Consider the following 18005-nt stretch of genomic DNA (forward strand, 5'->3'; position numbering starts at 1 on the left):
TTCGAAATTATTCATTCTAAATTATACACTATATAATTATTAAGCATGAAATTTATCTCTAATCGACTTTGCTAAATTTGGAATATCAACAATAGCTTGATCAATCATTTTTCGATATAAATTTTCTCCATATTTTGCTATTAAATGCTCATTTAAATCACCGCTCGCTGGCCTTCCCTCACTATAAACATAAGTAGGCACAATTAAATAATTTGGCACATCATCAAAGGTTATCATTTCCCATGACAACAGCCCTTTAAAATCTTTTACAGCATCCCTGATTTTGCTATATATAACATCATTTTTATCTTTTTCCTTAAATCGGAATCTTAAAAAGGGAAATGACACATATGGATTATTTGAGGCTAGCATGCCCGCCCTACCTGTCGCGATAGGATAAATATCATTCAGGGTAAAAAACAAAATTATATTTACTTCTTCGAAATCCATATTACAGTCGTTTAATTTAATAGCAATGTTAGTCTGACAGTTTATTCGCCTTGAATTTTAAAAATCAAAAGTCATCAGACATTATTAATTCGGAGAAAGTGCGTTTTGAAAGATTAATTTCTAATTTCCCATAGGTACCTTCATATGTGGGCGAATCAAAAGAAATTATAGGATAGTACCTAAAAAAATCCTTAAGAGATTTATTATTCTTTAAGAAGATATTTACGTCAACAAGTACACTATCCGAATTACTATAAACTTTCAATTGTTTGTAAAATGCATTATTACCCTCTTTATTTTTCAAAATTGACGTTAGAACAGAATCAATAAAAATTAAATCTCTTTGATTCAGATTATAACTATTATCAAAAACAGAATCCTTTGGAGCATTGAAAATTGCATAATCATGAAACCTCTTTTGATCGAAATAATTTATACTATACGAGTTCCCTATTTGTAACCGTAGTCTCCTGAAGAAACTATCCCCAATATATAAATCCATAAAGCCATTTTTCAGTAAAGCCTTATCAACCTGTTTAAAACCAGGATTAAAGAAGAAAGTATTTCCATCTATTCTAGTTTTACCCGTAACAGTATTCTCCGCCAACAATAGCGAATTTTCTTTAGGATCTATTAATTCCAACGTAACAGAATCAAGACCTAGGGAATAATCAATTACCCGATATGAGGAGTCTTCTCGTATTTCAATAGCGTAATCCGAAGCACCAAACATATCACTATTGACTGTTACGGCCTCAACCAAAACATGATCTTTAGGGGTACTATTACAAGAAACTGTAAAAATTACGACGACCATGCAAATAAATGCGCTTCCTCTCATAAATCTCATTATTTTCCCAATTTTAATTGAACCGACATAACCCTCGGCTGATTTATTCGAGCCCAACTTCATACCCTCCTTCCTTCAGATACCATTATCTTCTCAAGCTTTTCATGATCAGACAAATCCCAATACCACCATTTGTGAGGATTGTCTTTTTCATCAATAAATCTTCTCTCATAAGCTACTTTAAATAAATTTAAAAGCAGCACAAATGCTTTTGTTAACTCATATTCCGGCAGATTTATAATTTTTTCTAAATTATGGTTTGCAACTCCTCTTTTAAGCAGCACGCAGGGAGTAAAAGTGGACTTTAAATCACTTTTTATAATCGCGGGTTCAATATCTCCTTCCTCCGGTTTAGACTGCATAATTAGAAAAAGAAGTTCGTTTAGAAATTTCTTTTTCGTCATCAATTCAAGTAATCTAAAACCTGGTGTTAATTGATCAATTGCAATCAAACCTTGTCCAAACCGATTAACTAAAATTTGGTCTTCTAATTTCATATTTACATAAGTACGGATAAATAGTCACATGAACTTGGTTCTCTTTTTAGCGACAACAACGATAGTATACATGTCGTTCTTTTCATATCTGGTCTATCAGCTAAGGCTCATTAACACCTACTAATTTTAAAAATAAAAAGACAAATACTTCCCCTAAATAGATTACTTTACTTAAGAATAAATAAGCTAGCCCGGGAACTACATTTTCTGTCTTCCTCTTTCCTGCAAACCATTTTGACAGCACAAAATCTAACTGTAATATTTTATTTATCATACCTTTGCTTCCTACAAGCAACTAAATTTATTTTTCCATTTAAATTTGCCACACTCCGATAATTCAATCACCGAATAGGTTTAATAACCAAAGCTCGTCTAGCAGCATTGGGCCTTGTTTCATTAGTTTCATTCAATGATTTGCACCTTTATCTCCGATACTACATCCGCAAAATCTTTCCACTTCCAATGCGAATAAATATCCTTGACCACACCTATCTTACTGAAAACTGAGTTAAAATAGCCCTCATTTAATATAGCTTGGAGAGCTGCATGAATCCCCTGATAAGAGAGCTCTTTTACAATAAGCATATCTGTAGACCAAAAATAAATTTCACGATTTTTCTCCATCAGTTTATCGATATTAGTCAACGTAAACAATGTTCCAAAATAAACCTCATCATTCTCTAAAATAATGTTGACATCAAGGTTATCATCATATACATCGATAACTTGATAAGGAGCTGGAAATCGAACTTTAAATTTCATAACCTTCTTACTTTTTATAAACTGTCAACCAAACTACATCTGTCTCGGCACCGAATCATAAAACCTAGCCCCATAATCATAGCTATATATTATCCTATAATTCGGAACCAAAGCAAAAACATCAAAATACTAAAAGTGAGCATTAGAATTAGGATTAGCTTATATACATTTAACTTTGCATTTAGATCGTTAAATCTAGGGATCAATAAAGTAAAAATCAAGGCTATTAAAGAAACGCATAAGATTTCTTTAAAAAGGACTGGATATGAGTATCTATGCAAATAAAGATCAGATCCAATAATTAACATATATATTGTCGTAAACGCAATTGAGGTATGATAAAAAAAACTCTTCTTCTTAATGATTAAGATCAGCATATTTATAGTAAATAATGTGATTAGACAGCATATTGACACTATACTGTGATATGGAACGGGGTAGCCGTAGGAACCTTTTGGAAGTCCTAAATATCCATCATAGTTTATCAAATCATTGCCTTTTTCGACCAAAAGTACGAGCTGGAGGAGGATGACTAGGCACGCTATAATTTTAAATAGGTTTTTCATAATTAGTTTTCTCGCCCTAATATTCATTGTGGGTTTTTTGGGTTATTTAGTAAGTTTGCACGCAAAACACTACAGCACCTACTTTATTTAATGAGCAATCGAAAGAGAAACAATACATATAAGAAACAGAAATTGACAGAAAAATTTGCTCTTCACTTTCTTTTGCCTTTTGTATATCTGATAGTCCTGTATTTTAGTGAAGCTCCGGTCATTATTTTTACGGGAATCCTGTCCCCACTCCTCTATATATTTATTTTTGACCGCAAAATTTTCAGTAAAAGATTTGTTATATTTTCTTTTCCTGTATTTTTGACCGGAGCATTGATCTACAGCTGCTTACCCAATTTTCAATATCAGAGCTTTCGTTTTTTTCACCCCAACTGGACAGAAACAGAGGGTAGAATTATCGATTATAAAATCGAATGGCTACCGACTGCCAAACGCACTGATAAAGCTTCTACAGCCACCATTCATTATGCATATAACGTCGACCTTCGCGAAGAACAGGTATATGCACCAAAAACAGTCATCCGATATTCGGGAGACGTCTGGAATACCGAAAACGATATTGCTACTTATAATCTAGCGCTGCAAAAACAAGTGCAGGAATATATCGGTGCCAAAAATTACAAGATACTGCTCAATGAACGAGCTGAACCAAAATTATTTATGCCCCTGGATATTTTTAACTTCAGAGGGTCAGTCTTACTTCAGTCCTTAGTCATCATTTTAAAAGTCTCCGTCGTACTGGCTATTTTTGTAACCTGGCCTTATCTGCCAGCGATCCGATCGAAATTTTTAAAGAAAAGTTAGTCAAAAAAAACAACTATTTTAATCCCCTCTTTTTTAACCCCATCTTTTGATAGAAAATCTGGCTCTCTTCTCGAGCTAATTTCGACATTTTGTGATCGACATTAACTTTTTCTGCCTTATATTTCTTTAAGTTACTAATCATAACTATGTAAGCCTGCAAAAGCTCATCAGGGCCCGTATTTTGATGATCTATTACACGTTTGATTACTGTACCGTTTCTAATAAATGATATGGAATAGTGTAAAGATGGGCCTGTGCCTCCGCCAATATATTCAGACTTTAAAGAGCCGACATCCAAACGATCATATGCATCAAATATGCGATCGACCATTTTCTGATTAAATCGATAAGCTGAAAGTTCATCCTCACTATTTTGATAATAGTAATTGCCGTGTCTATCAAAATAAAATGATTCATCAACACATGTGTACCCAACACCTACAAATACTTTAGAAAAAAATATTCCATCAAAACTATTATTTTTTGAACTCGAAGGTCTGCAATATGCGACATCATAGTTCATATTTTGATCAAATAATATCAGGCTGTCTTTTGTCAGATTTTTTATCAGGTAGATATGCCAGCTCTTTCGTTCAACATCCCAAATCCGTAAAGAATCTTTTTTAATATCAAAATTGGTACGGAATCCTGTCGTCATACCATCGCAAACATTCGACTCGCTTTTTCGATAAAATGCACAGCTCATATTACATGAATCCATACGAAATTCAAAACCACAATTATCACGGATTTTTGAAATCACTCTTCCCGAACCAATATCGGGCAGGGTTGCCGTATCGAAACCCCAGCTTCCCTGTATATTTTCTATTGATTGCTTTTCATTATTCCCGGTACAGGATAGGATCAACGTACCCATAAATACACTAAAAACAAGTAAAAAACGATTCATTATACTATACATGCTAAAATGAAATTTCAATTCGTTATGGAAGTCTACTGTATACGATGTTTATAGTCCTAAATCTCCATAATTATGTTAGGCCGTATTTGTTTCTCGCCTACGAGAGCTGTCATCTGTTCACTAGAAACATTAGAGAAAAGGTATTCATGTTAAAATCTATTTGCGTGCCAATACAGTATTCTTATATATATCATCAGTATCCATGCATCTGATTTTTTGATATTGATTAGATAGCGCTTTTTATATGCGCTCAGTATATGGAAAAAGCTTATCACTTATCATAAATATATAATTGGAGTTCAAAAGCCAATCAGCTTCACCAATCACCTGTTTTACAACTTGCTCTGCTTTTATCAGCGATTCCATATTTTCGATTTTGTCAATAAACAAAACCGTCATTCCCTTTTCATTCAACCCTTTTTCAATGATGTCAGGCACTTGATTTATCCTTTCGCAATTAACCAAGACATTTCCCCAAGCACCTATATACTGCTCTTCGAGTTCTTCTTCATGATCAAGGAGATCATGAAATATTTAACCGTCTTTTGCTTCGATTTCAACTAAAGCAAGCCAAATATTTTTGTACATTTTTATATCTCTTGTTGATCAATCATCAGATCGTATATTATTCCTTTGGGTCTATTTTTACCAACTTTAAACAAATGTCCCTAATATAATAATAACATGCTTTACAGTAGGTTATTCTAAAAAATCAGATTGAATTCATAAATTCACATCCTTAAGGATAACCTTTTCATTTAATTATTTTTGTTCAACGGAACAAAAAAACTATTCGGCTCATAATCATCTTCGTCAAGTGAAAAACCATTTAAATAAAATAGATAAGCAATAGAATATTTTGTATCAAGTGGACTTTGAAACTCACCTTTCAAACGCAAGATAACCGATCCACGGATATGGTACGTAAATCGTTCAATAGATTCTGAAATAGGTTGGTCAACGTATTTTAATACTGCTAAATCTTGATTAAAAATCCTATATTTATCAACTATTTCGGCTATAAAAGCTTCATCTTGCGGATTCGTTAAAAGATCATTAAGAAATTGCGAGAAACTTATCTCGGTATCCATATTTTCCTTAAAATAGTTTCTAAACCACAGTAAGCGCCCCATAAAAAGTCTATTCCCCTTTGTTTTTCCGTATACAAAAAGTAGATCATTTCGATCGTAAAAAAATTCACTACTATCGCTTAAAACAAACGTCCTAATGCTTGCGGATTTGTGCAATGTTTCTGCGTCTTCTCTAGAAAAGCTAACTTCATTAGGGCGAGGATCTATAGAAGCCGTTTTCTTGTCGTCAGGATGACAACTACAAAAAAAAGCTGATACACAAACTAGAAGTAACAATCGCAATCCCATACGTTCCTATTTATATTTTACATCGACTTCATAATAAGTTTTTGGTGGACTTGGTGGATTTTTTATCGCCTCATATTTATGTTTATCCAAAAATGCTGAATTTCCGGATAAATAGATCCGGTCGATCTTCTCAAAATAATTGTAATAGTCAATCAGCGATCTGATTTTATCTCCAAAATCCTTATCCCGAAACGTGATGATGCCATTTTTGCTCTTATAAAAAATATCGTTATCATTATTAATCAATAAGATATCGTCTTTAGAAGTAATCAGGTAAATTTTATAGTCTCCATAGGGATACATTTTATTGTCATCGCGATTAATGGTATCTCCCTGGGTTCGATATTTATTTACTATCGTTTTATACAACTTGTTCCATTCGGCACTATCTAATAGTTTATCATGGACCTTTGCAACAGCATCGTAATCAAATATATTTTGTTGAAAAGTTGAAAAGCTAAACTTGTCATCTTGGATAAGTCCATCTTCAAAGATAACTTTAATATAAGCACTGTCTGTCCTAGATGCGCTGTCTATCTTTTTATTTTCAACAACAGGTCCATTGCAGCTTGATATAAGCAGCAGGCAACTCATCATGCTGGCTAGCAACCAATGTAGAATCTGTTTCGTTTTTTTCATTTCAGATTGCCCATTTTTAAACATATTTTCATAATGCTATGTTACGGAAGTTTATTTCTTACGATGTTTATTGTCCTAACTTTCCATAATTATGCTTGGATTAATGCCTTTCCAAATTCCATCCAGTCGGTTTATCTTCCAGATCTGTGATGTCAAGCCCATTGATTAGTGTATAAAGTGGCTCTTCAGGAAAATTATTCATCCGCAATAGAATCAGCTTGTCGTATTCTTCGTTGTAATAGTAATACCCAATTTCTGGATGTTTTTTCCAAAGAATAGTTGACGAAATTAATTCTTCATTGTTCATAAGACCTTTATTTAGTAAACCTTGTTCATCGCGTTACCGGTATGTTTGTACTGCAATCCCAGATTATCCAATACCCTGTTTTTAAAGTTGTCTATAGCGATTTTTCTATCACGGATCTCCGCTTCATTTTCAGGTTTGTTATTAACATGTTTTCTTTCTCCCGATTGTTTATTTTCTACAGAAAGAAGCAATAATTCGGTTGGAGATTCCGTTGGAACCGGAATTAATACCCAGTAGATATCATTATTTTTCTCATCATTAACATAACCTTCGTAAAAATAAGGACTGTCCGTGCCGATTTTAAATAATGAATCCTGGAGAGTCATGTTATTATAAGCTGTTATCTTTTTAATAAGAGAATCCTGCGTTACATCAAATTCATACCGTTCGGCCATTAAATTACTTCCAGCAGCGATGAAGTCGCAAGAGGCAAAGAAACCGCTCAATAAAATTAGAATCACTATGGTTTGATAAAATTTGAACATGCTTAATCCTTTTAAAAATAATATGCTATCAAGTTATTCAGAACGATAAGAATTTATTTTGATCCAATTGCTTGACGTTATAATTCTTCCATTTCCCTTATTTTTTAGATATAGGTGCAATTTCACCTTCCTATCTGCGGTCGAAACTCTCAAATCGTCCTTTCCTACAGTAAATCGATATGAAATAATACTGTCCTTTTTCAATTCCAATTTGAATTCCTCTAAAAATGCGCAGTTTGGCAGTACAGTCGGTACTTGCTTTCCTTCTGGATAAAACTGTCTTGACAATAACCTAATTTGATCATCTGTATTTTCAATAATAATTTGGTTATGTTTTAATGCATCTGGATTCTTGGTTTTATAAAATACGGTCGGGTCTTCCCAATAATCAGGACAGCCAGTTGCAAACATTCGCTGATCTAATTTTAATATTGTATCCATTTTTGATTTGAACTCCAACCTTACAAGATAATCATTCCCCGTTTTTCTAATCGCTGTTTTTAAACATATTGAATCTTCGCATTTTTCAACGGATTGACATGAAGATAAAATACCTAATAAGGCAATATTTAAAAGTAGAATTATTTTCATAATGCTATGTTACGGAAGTTTATTTCTTACGATGTTTATTGTGCTGACTTTCCATAACTCCACCACTACCTATTTTTCAGCGTATTTCGTATATAAATCAATAATTCTAAGCATACATATACAATAAATATAAATATGAGGATGATTTGAGCCCAATCATTCAAAAAAGCTAGTTTATCCATCATATTTCGGTTTATTTTTAAGTTTAAAAATATTTTTCACAATCTTAACAAAGAAATAAATAATCAAAATTATATGGAGAAGCAGGCTGGCAGGGGTAAGTATACCGCCATCACCTGGCTCATACCTAACTACGGTATTCATTTGTGGATTATGCACCCCAATCCCACCGTAGGGTACAACTACTTTATGATTATATCCTTCCAGACGAATCAATGAATCATAATATTTGACATACTGCAATGAATCATAATTCACAGTTTCCTTTTTATCCATATTTAAAATTGACTTGGTCTAAAATAAATTGCGGCACTTTCTTATCCATGCTATTTCCATAAACCGTCCATCGTACTCATTACTATTTTTTGATAGTTCGGACAGATCCTATAAGGAAGTTCCTCTATAGGGCTTTAATAGAAAAGAATCCGACTTGTTTTCATTGATGACCTTACGCAGCAGTATGCGATAAAATGCCTTCATATTTTTTTTCTGAATTCATTCTTCCCAGCTAATGATACCTCTCAATAAAAAATGCAGTGGTTTTTATGGCCTTTTTTTTTCTAAAGCAAATTTATAACTTTATTTACTTGGAGACTTAAAAAAATGCAATCATTTAATGAAGATCTAGCGCAATGCAGCAACAAATAATGATATTCTCTAAATCGATTATTTAACATACCAGATAACGCATCAGCAGATTGGAATATTAATATAGCTAAATTAGAGATAAACACATGAAAAATTTCGAAAGAAACGGAAATGAATACAAAATGAAACCCCAGTTAGGAACCTATGTTCCTTTGGTTGGTATATTTTCCATTATGGCCCTAGTAGGTTTCATTAAAATGCCTGAATCCTCATTTAAATGGTGGATGCTGGGTATTGTCGTTATCTTGATGATTTCCCTGCTTAGAGCCTATTTCATCATTGATATGGACAATAGGGAGATCCGTACACGTAAGGGACTTTTGGGTAAAGAAGTGACCATTCCACTGGAGAGCCTACAGGGTTTTAGTATCCACAAGCTTAAACAATATGGCTTTATCACGATCAACGTCGCCCTGATCGCGCGTTATAAGGATGAAAATGGGAAAGAAAAAAAGGTACAGCTGGCCCAGAGCTATTTCACAAAACCAATTAATCGTATTATTAATGATATCGACGAAATCATAGCTGTTCATTTGGCTCAACAATGATATAAATCCCTATATAATCATCAAACTGCAGTATCTACTCAACTACGATTTAAGATCGATGTCATCACGTCCTCCCTTAAATTTCGGGCGATCGGAATTTTGTATTCCCCCACATGTAACTGATTCCCTTCTATGATTGCTATCCTATTCCTATTGACAAGATAGGATCGATGGCAGGCGATAAACTGGTGGACTGGCAGCGTACTCATCATCTGCTGTAGGCTGCAATAGGTCACTTCCTGCGAATCTATCGTCTGCACGATCACATAGTTACCCATACTCTGCACGAATAGGATATCGTGCAGAAAAATCTTCTTTAACTGTTTGTCCACCTTCAGAAAAATATGCGCATCTGGAGAAGTTGCCAACAGACCTGCAGATGGAGCAGCGCTGCTGAGCACATCAAATGCCCGATTCGCCGCCTTAAAGAAGCGTTCGAAGGGCACCGGTTTTAACAGATAATCGACAACGTCCAGCTCATACCCCCGCAATGCATATTTTTCGTACGCTGAGACGACGATTATCTTGGGCGGATTGCTCAGGCTCGCTATGTAATCCAAGCCCGATATCTCGGGCATCTCAATATCAAGAAAGATAAGATCAAGGGGATGCAAACGCAGATATTGGCTCAACTCGATCGCATCTTCGCATTCAGCAACAAGTTTTAAAAAATCTATTTTCTCGATGTAGGATGCGATTCCTTTGCGCGCAAACGGTTCATCGTCCACTATAGCACATCTGATCTCTCTCATAAACAATTATAAATCTAGTATTAACTCAGCAAAAAAATGCGTTGTATCGGCATGCGTATTCAAGGTATGCCGCTGCGGATAGCGCAATGCCAATCTCTTTTTCAGATTGGTAAGTCCAGCCCCCGACTCCGCTACCTCAGCCCGGGGAATTGCCGCCTCAACCGCCGCGGCCCCGGATAGACTATTGGAAATGCTGAAGCATATGTTGGTAGGCCGACGCTTGAGACAGATTACGATGTTGTACTGCCCGCGCACATATTTAAAGGCATTTTCTATTAAAGGCTGAAAAAGCAAAGGAAAGATGCTGATGTCTGTCCAATCCTCGTCAATGTCTGTGCGCACGGTCAATCTTGCTGTCAACCGCTGCTGCTGAAACGCAATATAAGATTTTAAATATGCAAGTTCCTGCTCCATGGATACCTTTTCATCCACCGTATAAATCTGATAACGTAACAGTTCCGAAAGCTGTTCGACACTTTTTTTTGCCAATGTATTTGATTCATCAATTTGAAAATAGACCGTATTAAGCGCATTAAAGAGAAAATGCGGATGATACTGACTTTTCAATAATTGCAATTCGGTATTTAGCTTGTCCGCTTTGATCTGCTCCACATAGATGCGATTGTCGGCCATATTCCTGTCGCTGCGCTCGTTCCGCAAAAACATGTAGTAAAGCAGAAACAAGGGAACATAAATCGCATTAACCAAGATGTAATCAATATAACCATCCCCCATATAGATCCAGCCCAGGCGTTGGGACACGAAGACCGTTGGATTCAATATCCCCATGATTTGTACAACAGCAACGATATACTCTACTGCGACATTTGGTTTAACGGTGGGCTTTGCAGCAAAGATTCTCACCAGTCTCCGGCGCCAAAGCAGTGTTATGACGTAACAAAAAACCACCGAGATAAGCAGTCCAACCGAATGGATCCTAATTCCGCCAGACCAAAATTCATCTTTCTTGGTTATATCTGTCACGACACGAAGAATATTGAAAGAAGCGATTCCCCAGAGTGCCGGACCTAGATAGTGTATGGGGTTTACGCTTAATTTTGCAATGTTCGCTCTCATGATATCAGTAATTAATCCGGCTATTTTCTTCCAATCGGTCATTGGTACGATCGCTTTTTAGGTTATCTTTCATTCCGCGATGTAATCGGTAGGAAAGGTTGATCCCAATAGCTCTACTGTCGTACAACTCCCTGTACTTCCCTTCCATAGCATCACTACTAAAAATTATTTTAGGCCTGTTGGTCCTGAAAAGGTCATTGGCATAAATATACAAAGTTAATTTATCTTGCAAGATGGTTTTGCGTACGGCAGTATTCATAGACCAGAGGGAAGCCATGGTGGCTTGCCCCTCGGCAGTAGCCCCATTCCAGAAGCCATTGAGCTCGAGACTGAGTTTAAAAGGCAGACTTACCGTATTTTGTACCTGCAAAGAAGGAACCAGCCGCCTGTTGCGATGCACATCAGTTACCGTCCGCCATTCAAAAGAGGTATAGTTCAGGTTCCCGTTCAGCTGTATGTTCCACTTTTTCAGGGGGGAAATACTGGCTGCATTAAACCGCAACCCCACATTGGATGCGTGCTCCAGATTCATCGGCATAACGACAGTCCGCCTTTGCTCATCCAGGTTGTAACTCTTGCTGATCGCATTTTGCCGCAGGTTATAGTGCAGCTGCAACGAATAGCTGTTTTTGAACAACCAGGTCAGTTCCATCGTATGGACAAACTCGGGCTTCAATGCTGAGTTTCCCTTCTCGTACAAATAGGGGTCGTTGACCTCCACAAAAGGACTCAGGTCTTTGAAATTGGGACGATTGACCCGCCTGTTGTAATTGAGCGAAAGCTTTTGTTCCGCATCCATTGCATAAGTAGCGGTCAGGTTCGGAAACAAATTTTTATAGGATCTCAGCATGGTAAAATCTGTATCCTTATCATTGGCGGTCCTGCTCTTAAATGTAGCATCCTCAAAACGTAGCCCCACATCGATTTGGAAGAGGTCCGAAGGGCTAAACCGCGTCTGCATAAATAGCGCTTTCAGCTGCTCCTCATGACCGAATGTATTGGTCAGGTCGGCGCGCTCCTGCCAGCTGTTGTCATGAGTTTGCTGATAAAATGAATTGGTGCGCATATTAACCTGCGTCAACTTTCCACCAAAAGAGGTCGTCATATTTGGACGGATGTCGAGCATATATTTCGATTGTACCGTCGTAATAGTAACCTTTCCTCCCGTCTCACCGCGGAGTTTTTGCTGCAGGGCTGTTACTGAACCATCAGCACCAAATTTGTCCAGCAGTTGATCTTGGGTTTCGGATTGGTTAAACTGTTGCCGATCAAGATAATTTTCCCATTTGGAGCCAGCGCCAAACTGAACCGTCAAATGGGCTCCGGTACTAAAGTTCCTAAAGGTATGCCCCAACACATTTCCTGTTGCTATGCTGGAGTCCACCTGTGAAGAGCTGTTAAAGAAATTAGAACGAACAGCTTCCTGTTTGGTCCGCTCATGATTGTTGATTAATACATAAGTCCCCATTTTCACGTGATCATTTGGTGCATAATCGAGCGTGCCGTTGTAATAATGATTGCGATAATTTCTCTTTCTAACGGCGTCCATATCCAATCGCAATGCATTGCCCCTCTTATCCCCCTCCTTGCTGATATACCTGGTCGAATTAACATCAATTAATTCCGTCCCTTCTCCATAAGAATAGGTATGCGACATCGCCAACTTAGCGGTGTTGGCGGCCACGGCGATATTTTGGAAGGTTCTGCTGTACTTCCCTTGTTCGGCATTGGTCGATAAAGAAACACTGAGGCCAGGGGCGGTCCTGTTGATCCGTTTCAGATTGATAAAGCGGGCATCACCATTGGCATCCATTGTAGCATCTGGTTGCGTAATAAGTTCGACAACATCGAGCGATGCGGCTGGCATGGAGGCCAAAAAATTGATCAGATTTTCGCCATCCATAAAATTTGTTTTGCCGTCGACCAGCAGTTGAATGCCCGCTTGCCCGTTTAAACTGATCTTACCATTTGCTAAAATGCTCACACCAGGCATTCTGCGCAGCAGCTCCAGGGCGCTACCCGAAGAACCGGCGCTGCCTTTAGCTACCTGATAAGTCAGCCTGCCGGGAGCAATTTTAAGGGGATTTACCCGTCCAGACACGTGTACCTCATTCAAGCGTATCGGTTTAATGGTGGTGGTATCCTGCAACGAACAGCCTGTCTCCCCATAAGCGGTACGGCAAGCAAACAGCATTGTGGCCAACTCTAGATAGATTAATTTTCGGATCATTATTCGTATTCTTTAATTCGATACGAATGTATAGGCCTAACAGCGGTTGCCTAAATAATTTATTCGAACGGTATGATTTTCGGGATGAATGACCACAGCTAAGCGCAGAGCCCAGAGGCATCGATACAATAGCAACAATACAAAAATCAAAAAAGCCACATCTCCCGACGTGGCTTAAACTAAACATAAACATATGAACCACCATCTCATCTTGTGGTTTTAACATACTCTTATTTGATATTCACATTAAATGTGAACGTCGCCTGCACGCTTTTCGTTCCTTCGTACGTATACAGCAGTGCCTGCTTGATGGTGTATTTCTTTCCAGTGGCCAAAGCGCCCGGATATTGACCGATGGAGAACGTTATCGTACTGGCGTTAAATTCCGAAAACAAGCCCGCACTGGCACCCCAGTTGGTGACAGCCCCAGCAGGCGTAAACCAATGCCCGTAACCTGTGGCCGTATTGTTGGGATTTAAACTTCCATTCGGCTCCACGGCATAGAACTTAATTTTCCCGCTGCTCATCAAACCCGCCAGGTCTGCCGAAGATATGGCCAAAGCCTCCCCTAGCTGAGCGGCATTGACGCTTACCTGCGCACCCGAATACCCTGTGGCATCTGCCGGGAAGCTCAGGTCATAATTCAACGCGATATCTTTGGGCTGACTGCTCACCTCATTGTATCCTGTAGCCGTTGTACCCTGAATTTTGATTTCGTAAGGCCATTGCTCATCATTGCTATCGTCATCATCCCAGGCATGTGGCTGGTAAACCGATGGGGCGCCTGTGACAACAAACCAGAGGTTGCTACAATTGGCCGGAACAGTAAACGCTACCGTATTCTCCGTGCCCTCCGTCCTGTCACCATATACCCGCGTGCCGTCTTTCAATAAAGCCACATAGCCATAGCGCCATCCGGCACGGCTGGCATCCACCGCGTTGAATCCGGCGGCATTTGGTAGTCCCTTAAAAGCTACTGAAACCGGGGTTCCCGCAGCCGGAACTTCGAGCGGAATCACATTATAACCCGTAGTACCCGGACAACGATCATAGGCAACGCGAAGACTACCGTTGGATTGCCGCGTAAATTTGGTCGTCAGCTTACCAATATAATTCTTTCCATAATCCCGGATGCTGTTCAGGTCCCAGGTCACAAAGTGGGTCGCCGCATCATAGATCTCATTGTTGAACTGCTTCACATCGATACCCGTTATACGCATATAGGCCTGCACCGGATCTTCGGGTTTTAACGCTTCGCGCCAGATGCGGCCAATCATATCGATCCCATGTTTACTTGTCCAATACCAATGGATGAAATAGCTGGCATAACGATATTTCTCGTGATGAATATGGCGAAAGTAATTCTCGGTATAGACGGGAAAATCGGAGCCCGAAAATGCCTGTGCGGGATAGGTTTGGTAGGCCTGCCATTGCGCTGTCTGCTCCCAGAACCCATTGCCGCTCGTTCCGCCAAAACCGTAGCGAAATCCATGTCCACCTTTTAAATCGGCAAATACCTGATATTGAAAACTATGCCCGATCTCGTGCGCAATCACTGCACCCACCGGTTTACAGGTCGCCGGATTGATCCACAATGCGCCGATTAGATCGTCGTAACCGCCACCATACGCCATCCATTCTGTCGTATAATGAACAAAAATCATCATTTTGTATTTATCCAGATTGGATCGGTTTACTTTACGTTCTGCAAACTTCAGCGTGCCGACGTTCAATGCGTAGAACTGTTCGGCCTTGGCCAAAAGATCATCAATATCGACACGGTATTCTTCAGGGACGGTGTCAGCATTGGGATCATTCTTCCCATAACTTGCACCCCAGAACACGATAAAATGCTCCGACTGACGGCTGCGCGAATAGGACCATTTACTCCCTTTATCGTTATAATCCATCCCTTCAAATTCCTTGGGCTTATAAATCTTCAAAGAATCTGTCCCCACTGTAACGGGCGGCGTGGTGACCTCTTCCTCTACAGGAAGTTCAACTTTTTTGCTGCATCCCTGCGAAAGGAATACAAGTGCTGAAACCAGTATCAGCAGGACTTTATGCAATACTATACTTTTCATCATTTGCGCTTTTAATAGGTAGAGATCAACTATGTGTGACGGTCAAAAAACGGAAGCGAACGATGTAGGTACCACTTCTATAGAATTTGATGGTCGATACCGGATTGAGGTTACGCCCCAGCGTAGTCGCTGTCCCCACAATACGGTAATAAGAAATGGGATCGCCAGACCAAAATTCCGTACCTACATAAGTACCGTTCATGATGGGGTATACCAGCCCCGAAACATCTGGATAGCGATACACCAAGCCCGTATCGGTAACTTCCTCCGGATAGTAAGGCGACCAATTTTTGAATGTCGGCCGGTCGCCACGCTTGATGATCTCGCCTTTTTTAGGATTGAAGGGCTTGCCGTTTTTATCTTCCCACTGATATACAATTTTGTTTTCCCCTTCAGCCTGATGTTCTACACTGATCTCGTAATCTGTATACGGTAGAAAATTGGATTCGGCACCGTAGTCCGAACTCGTGCACGACTTAAATAAAATATCTTCCTTCTTGGCACCGATAACATTAAAATCGAGGATGTTCTTAAATTTTTTCTGTCCGGCGATATTGCTCACCTCCACATCGATCGTGTATTGTCCCGGGGTCACGAATTGCGTCGCCTGTGTAAAACCCACGCGGCCACCGGTCGCATTGAGCATCATCGGCGGATATTTAGCCTTGCCAATCTTCGCTTTCAACAGATCCAGGGTGGTATCCCGCCAGGTGACTTCAGCAAGGTAGGTGGATATCTCATGTTCTTTTGAAAATTCTGTTGTGAGCTCGCCGGTTTCCTTGTTCCGTACCGCAACCAGATTGACGGTCAGCGGGGTTGTGCTTCCATTGGCAACAATGGCATCCGTGTACACCACCGTCCCCTGGTTGACTTGCAGATTCTCCACATTATAGCGTATATTTTCACTTAAATAACCTATTTGGTCACTCTTGCAGGAATCCAATAGCAATAGGGATAAACCTGCTAAGCCGATTATAAAACTTCGTTTTTTCATCTGTTTTATTTTTTCATTTGTGATGAAGCTATCCGGTTGATCCGGCACTGCCGCGGAATCAATCCAGTTAGTTTCAAAATTTATTTGATCTTAATGTTGAATACAAAAACAGCATTCAAATCACCCTTTGTTTTCGACTTGTATACGAGGGATTGGCGGACCGTATAGGTACTACCCACCGTTGTTTGCCCTGGATATTGCAGAATATTGAAGGTCATCGTTGAGGTTGCCAGCTCAGACACAATGCGTGCATCGGTGCCCCATGAACAGGTTTGCCCTTTCGTATCGAACCAGTGCCCGGGGGCGTTGGCAGTGCTGTTTGCATTTAGGCTGCCATCGGGCTGTACAGCATAATACGTAATATCCTTACCCACCAGCGCGGATATTGCGCCGCTCTCCACGCCATAAAAGCGCGCTAAACGTGGCAACAGCAGGTCCACTGTGGTACCTGTATAACCGGCTGCATCATATTTAATACTCAGGTCGTATGTAAAGGTCAGCGTAGAACCGGTTTCCACGATTTTAGGCCCCGTCAGGAGGCGTGGCACAAAATCGCCTATAAACGTATGTGTATTGGCCAATACATTCAGCATGGTTCCTGAAGCCGTTTTAATCCCGGTTGTCTGACAATATATACGCATGTCGGCCTGATCATCTTCTTTGACCGTAACAATACCGTCAGGGCTGATCTGATCCGCCTCGCCACGCACTTTGACGTAGTATAAATAATAAACGGGCTGCGAAGACCAGGCCGCTTTGGGCTGCTTTTGCCTATGATAGAAAAATCCACCCACATTGGACGCATTGCTGATCGTCGTATACGCTGTACTGGCCGTTTCCAAATTGTAAGGGGCATCGTTGTAGATGTATGCCCTGACCGAATCCACAGGGATTTCGTTGAGAAACTGATCAAAAGAATACTGTGCATTTTCGTCCACATACTTCACCGAGTCTGCCTTCTGCTTATAATAACGGTTGACCGAATAATCCGAAGGCGCCCAAAAGGTTTTCGCCTTGTTGATTTCGTCTTTGAGTTTAAAATGGTCAATCACCAGCAGCAGGGTATCAAACATCCCATTGGGATGAGCCGCCAGGTAGTCGTAAGTAGACAGATTGACTTCGGCTGTATGGAGGCCGTCATCCGTCAGATAAGCTGCTTTCTTGCAACCCACCACTGCCAGTCCAAAAGCCAGCAGCAACGCAAATCGATATAAGGTTTTCATTTTTTTCA

The 18005-nt window shown here is 39.4% G+C and carries 19 protein-coding genes; 2 read left to right on the forward strand and 17 right to left on the reverse strand.

The features are described from left to right. Positions 1–39: 39 nt before the first annotated feature. The 4 genes from HS960_RS14040 to HS960_RS14055 form a co-directional block, all read right to left on the reverse strand. Complete coding sequence (locus tag HS960_RS14040; RefSeq protein WP_182329637.1) at positions 40–450, reverse strand: hypothetical protein; 411 nt, start codon at positions 448–450, stop codon at positions 40–42. 64 nt (positions 451–514) lie between these two features. Continuing rightward, complete coding sequence (locus HS960_RS14045) at positions 515–1291, reverse strand: hypothetical protein (RefSeq protein WP_182329639.1); 777 nt, start codon at positions 1289–1291, stop codon at positions 515–517. A 68-nt stretch (positions 1292–1359) separates the two neighbouring features. Next, positions 1360–1797, reverse strand: coding sequence for a DUF5958 family protein (locus HS960_RS14050; RefSeq protein ID WP_182329641.1), 438 nt, complete (start codon positions 1795–1797; stop codon positions 1360–1362). Positions 1798–2199: 402 nt separating this feature from the next. Next, positions 2200–2559 (reverse strand): hypothetical protein, encoded by a 360-nt coding sequence (locus HS960_RS14055; protein ID WP_182329643.1) that lies wholly within the window; start codon positions 2557–2559, stop codon positions 2200–2202. A 656-nt stretch (positions 2560–3215) separates the two neighbouring features. Between HS960_RS14055 and HS960_RS14060 the strand changes: the two genes are divergently transcribed. After that, the gene (locus HS960_RS14060; RefSeq protein WP_182329645.1) at positions 3216–3938 is read left to right on the forward strand and encodes a hypothetical protein; all 723 of its coding nucleotides are present in this window, start codon (positions 3216–3218) and stop codon (positions 3936–3938) included. A gap of 13 nt (positions 3939–3951) precedes the next feature. Here HS960_RS14060 and HS960_RS14065 read toward each other — a convergent pair whose 3' ends face one another. From HS960_RS14065 to HS960_RS14095, 7 genes are all read right to left on the reverse strand, one after another. Continuing rightward, a complete protein-coding gene (locus HS960_RS14065) occupies positions 3952–4848 on the reverse strand; it encodes a hypothetical protein (protein ID WP_153846670.1) in 897 nt (298 codons plus the stop codon). A 770-nt stretch (positions 4849–5618) separates the two neighbouring features. Further along, a complete protein-coding gene (locus HS960_RS14070; RefSeq protein WP_153846669.1) occupies positions 5619–6239 on the reverse strand; it encodes a hypothetical protein in 621 nt (206 codons plus the stop codon). A gap of 6 nt (positions 6240–6245) precedes the next feature. Further along, positions 6246–6878, reverse strand: coding sequence for a hypothetical protein (locus HS960_RS14075; protein ID WP_153846668.1), 633 nt, complete (start codon positions 6876–6878; stop codon positions 6246–6248). Between the two features lie 100 nt (positions 6879–6978). After that, complete coding sequence (locus HS960_RS14080) at positions 6979–7185, reverse strand: hypothetical protein (protein WP_153846667.1); 207 nt, start codon at positions 7183–7185, stop codon at positions 6979–6981. 11 nt (positions 7186–7196) lie between these two features. After that, positions 7197–7670, reverse strand: coding sequence for a hypothetical protein (locus HS960_RS14085; RefSeq protein WP_153846666.1), 474 nt, complete (start codon positions 7668–7670; stop codon positions 7197–7199). A gap of 33 nt (positions 7671–7703) precedes the next feature. Next, positions 7704–8261, reverse strand: coding sequence for a hypothetical protein (locus HS960_RS14090; protein ID WP_159729416.1), 558 nt, complete (start codon positions 8259–8261; stop codon positions 7704–7706). Positions 8262–8435: 174 nt separating this feature from the next. After that, positions 8436–8717 carry a hypothetical protein gene (locus HS960_RS14095; protein ID WP_159729418.1) on the reverse strand — a complete coding sequence of 94 codons (282 nt, stop codon included), beginning with the start codon at positions 8715–8717 and terminating at the stop codon, positions 8436–8438. 458 nt (positions 8718–9175) lie between these two features. Between HS960_RS14095 and HS960_RS14100 the strand changes: the two genes are divergently transcribed. After that, positions 9176–9637, forward strand: a complete 462-nt coding sequence (locus HS960_RS14100) for a hypothetical protein (RefSeq protein ID WP_153846662.1) — start codon at positions 9176–9178, stop codon at positions 9635–9637. Between the two features lie 38 nt (positions 9638–9675). Here HS960_RS14100 and HS960_RS14105 read toward each other — a convergent pair whose 3' ends face one another. From HS960_RS14105 to HS960_RS14130, 6 genes are all read right to left on the reverse strand, one after another. After that, positions 9676–10389 (reverse strand): LytR/AlgR family response regulator transcription factor, encoded by a 714-nt coding sequence (locus HS960_RS14105; RefSeq protein WP_159729422.1) that lies wholly within the window; start codon positions 10387–10389, stop codon positions 9676–9678. Positions 10390–10395: 6 nt separating this feature from the next. After that, positions 10396–11466 (reverse strand): sensor histidine kinase, encoded by a 1071-nt coding sequence (locus HS960_RS14110; protein WP_182329647.1) that lies wholly within the window; start codon positions 11464–11466, stop codon positions 10396–10398. Positions 11467–11470: 4 nt separating this feature from the next. After that, positions 11471–13696, reverse strand: coding sequence for an outer membrane beta-barrel family protein (locus HS960_RS14115; RefSeq protein ID WP_182329649.1), 2226 nt, complete (start codon positions 13694–13696; stop codon positions 11471–11473). A 230-nt stretch (positions 13697–13926) separates the two neighbouring features. Then, positions 13927–15783 carry a DUF4859 domain-containing protein gene (locus tag HS960_RS14120; protein WP_202883685.1) on the reverse strand — a complete coding sequence of 619 codons (1857 nt, stop codon included), beginning with the start codon at positions 15781–15783 and terminating at the stop codon, positions 13927–13929. A gap of 22 nt (positions 15784–15805) precedes the next feature. After that, positions 15806–16774 carry a hypothetical protein gene (locus HS960_RS14125; protein WP_159729428.1) on the reverse strand — a complete coding sequence of 323 codons (969 nt, stop codon included), beginning with the start codon at positions 16772–16774 and terminating at the stop codon, positions 15806–15808. A gap of 80 nt (positions 16775–16854) precedes the next feature. Beyond that, positions 16855–17997 (reverse strand): DUF4859 domain-containing protein, encoded by a 1143-nt coding sequence (locus HS960_RS14130; RefSeq protein WP_159729430.1) that lies wholly within the window; start codon positions 17995–17997, stop codon positions 16855–16857. Positions 17998–18005: the final 8 nt, after the last annotated feature.

It is taken from the genome of Sphingobacterium paramultivorum (assembly GCF_014109745.1).
Lineage (GTDB): Bacteria > Bacteroidota > Bacteroidia > Sphingobacteriales > Sphingobacteriaceae > Sphingobacterium > Sphingobacterium paramultivorum.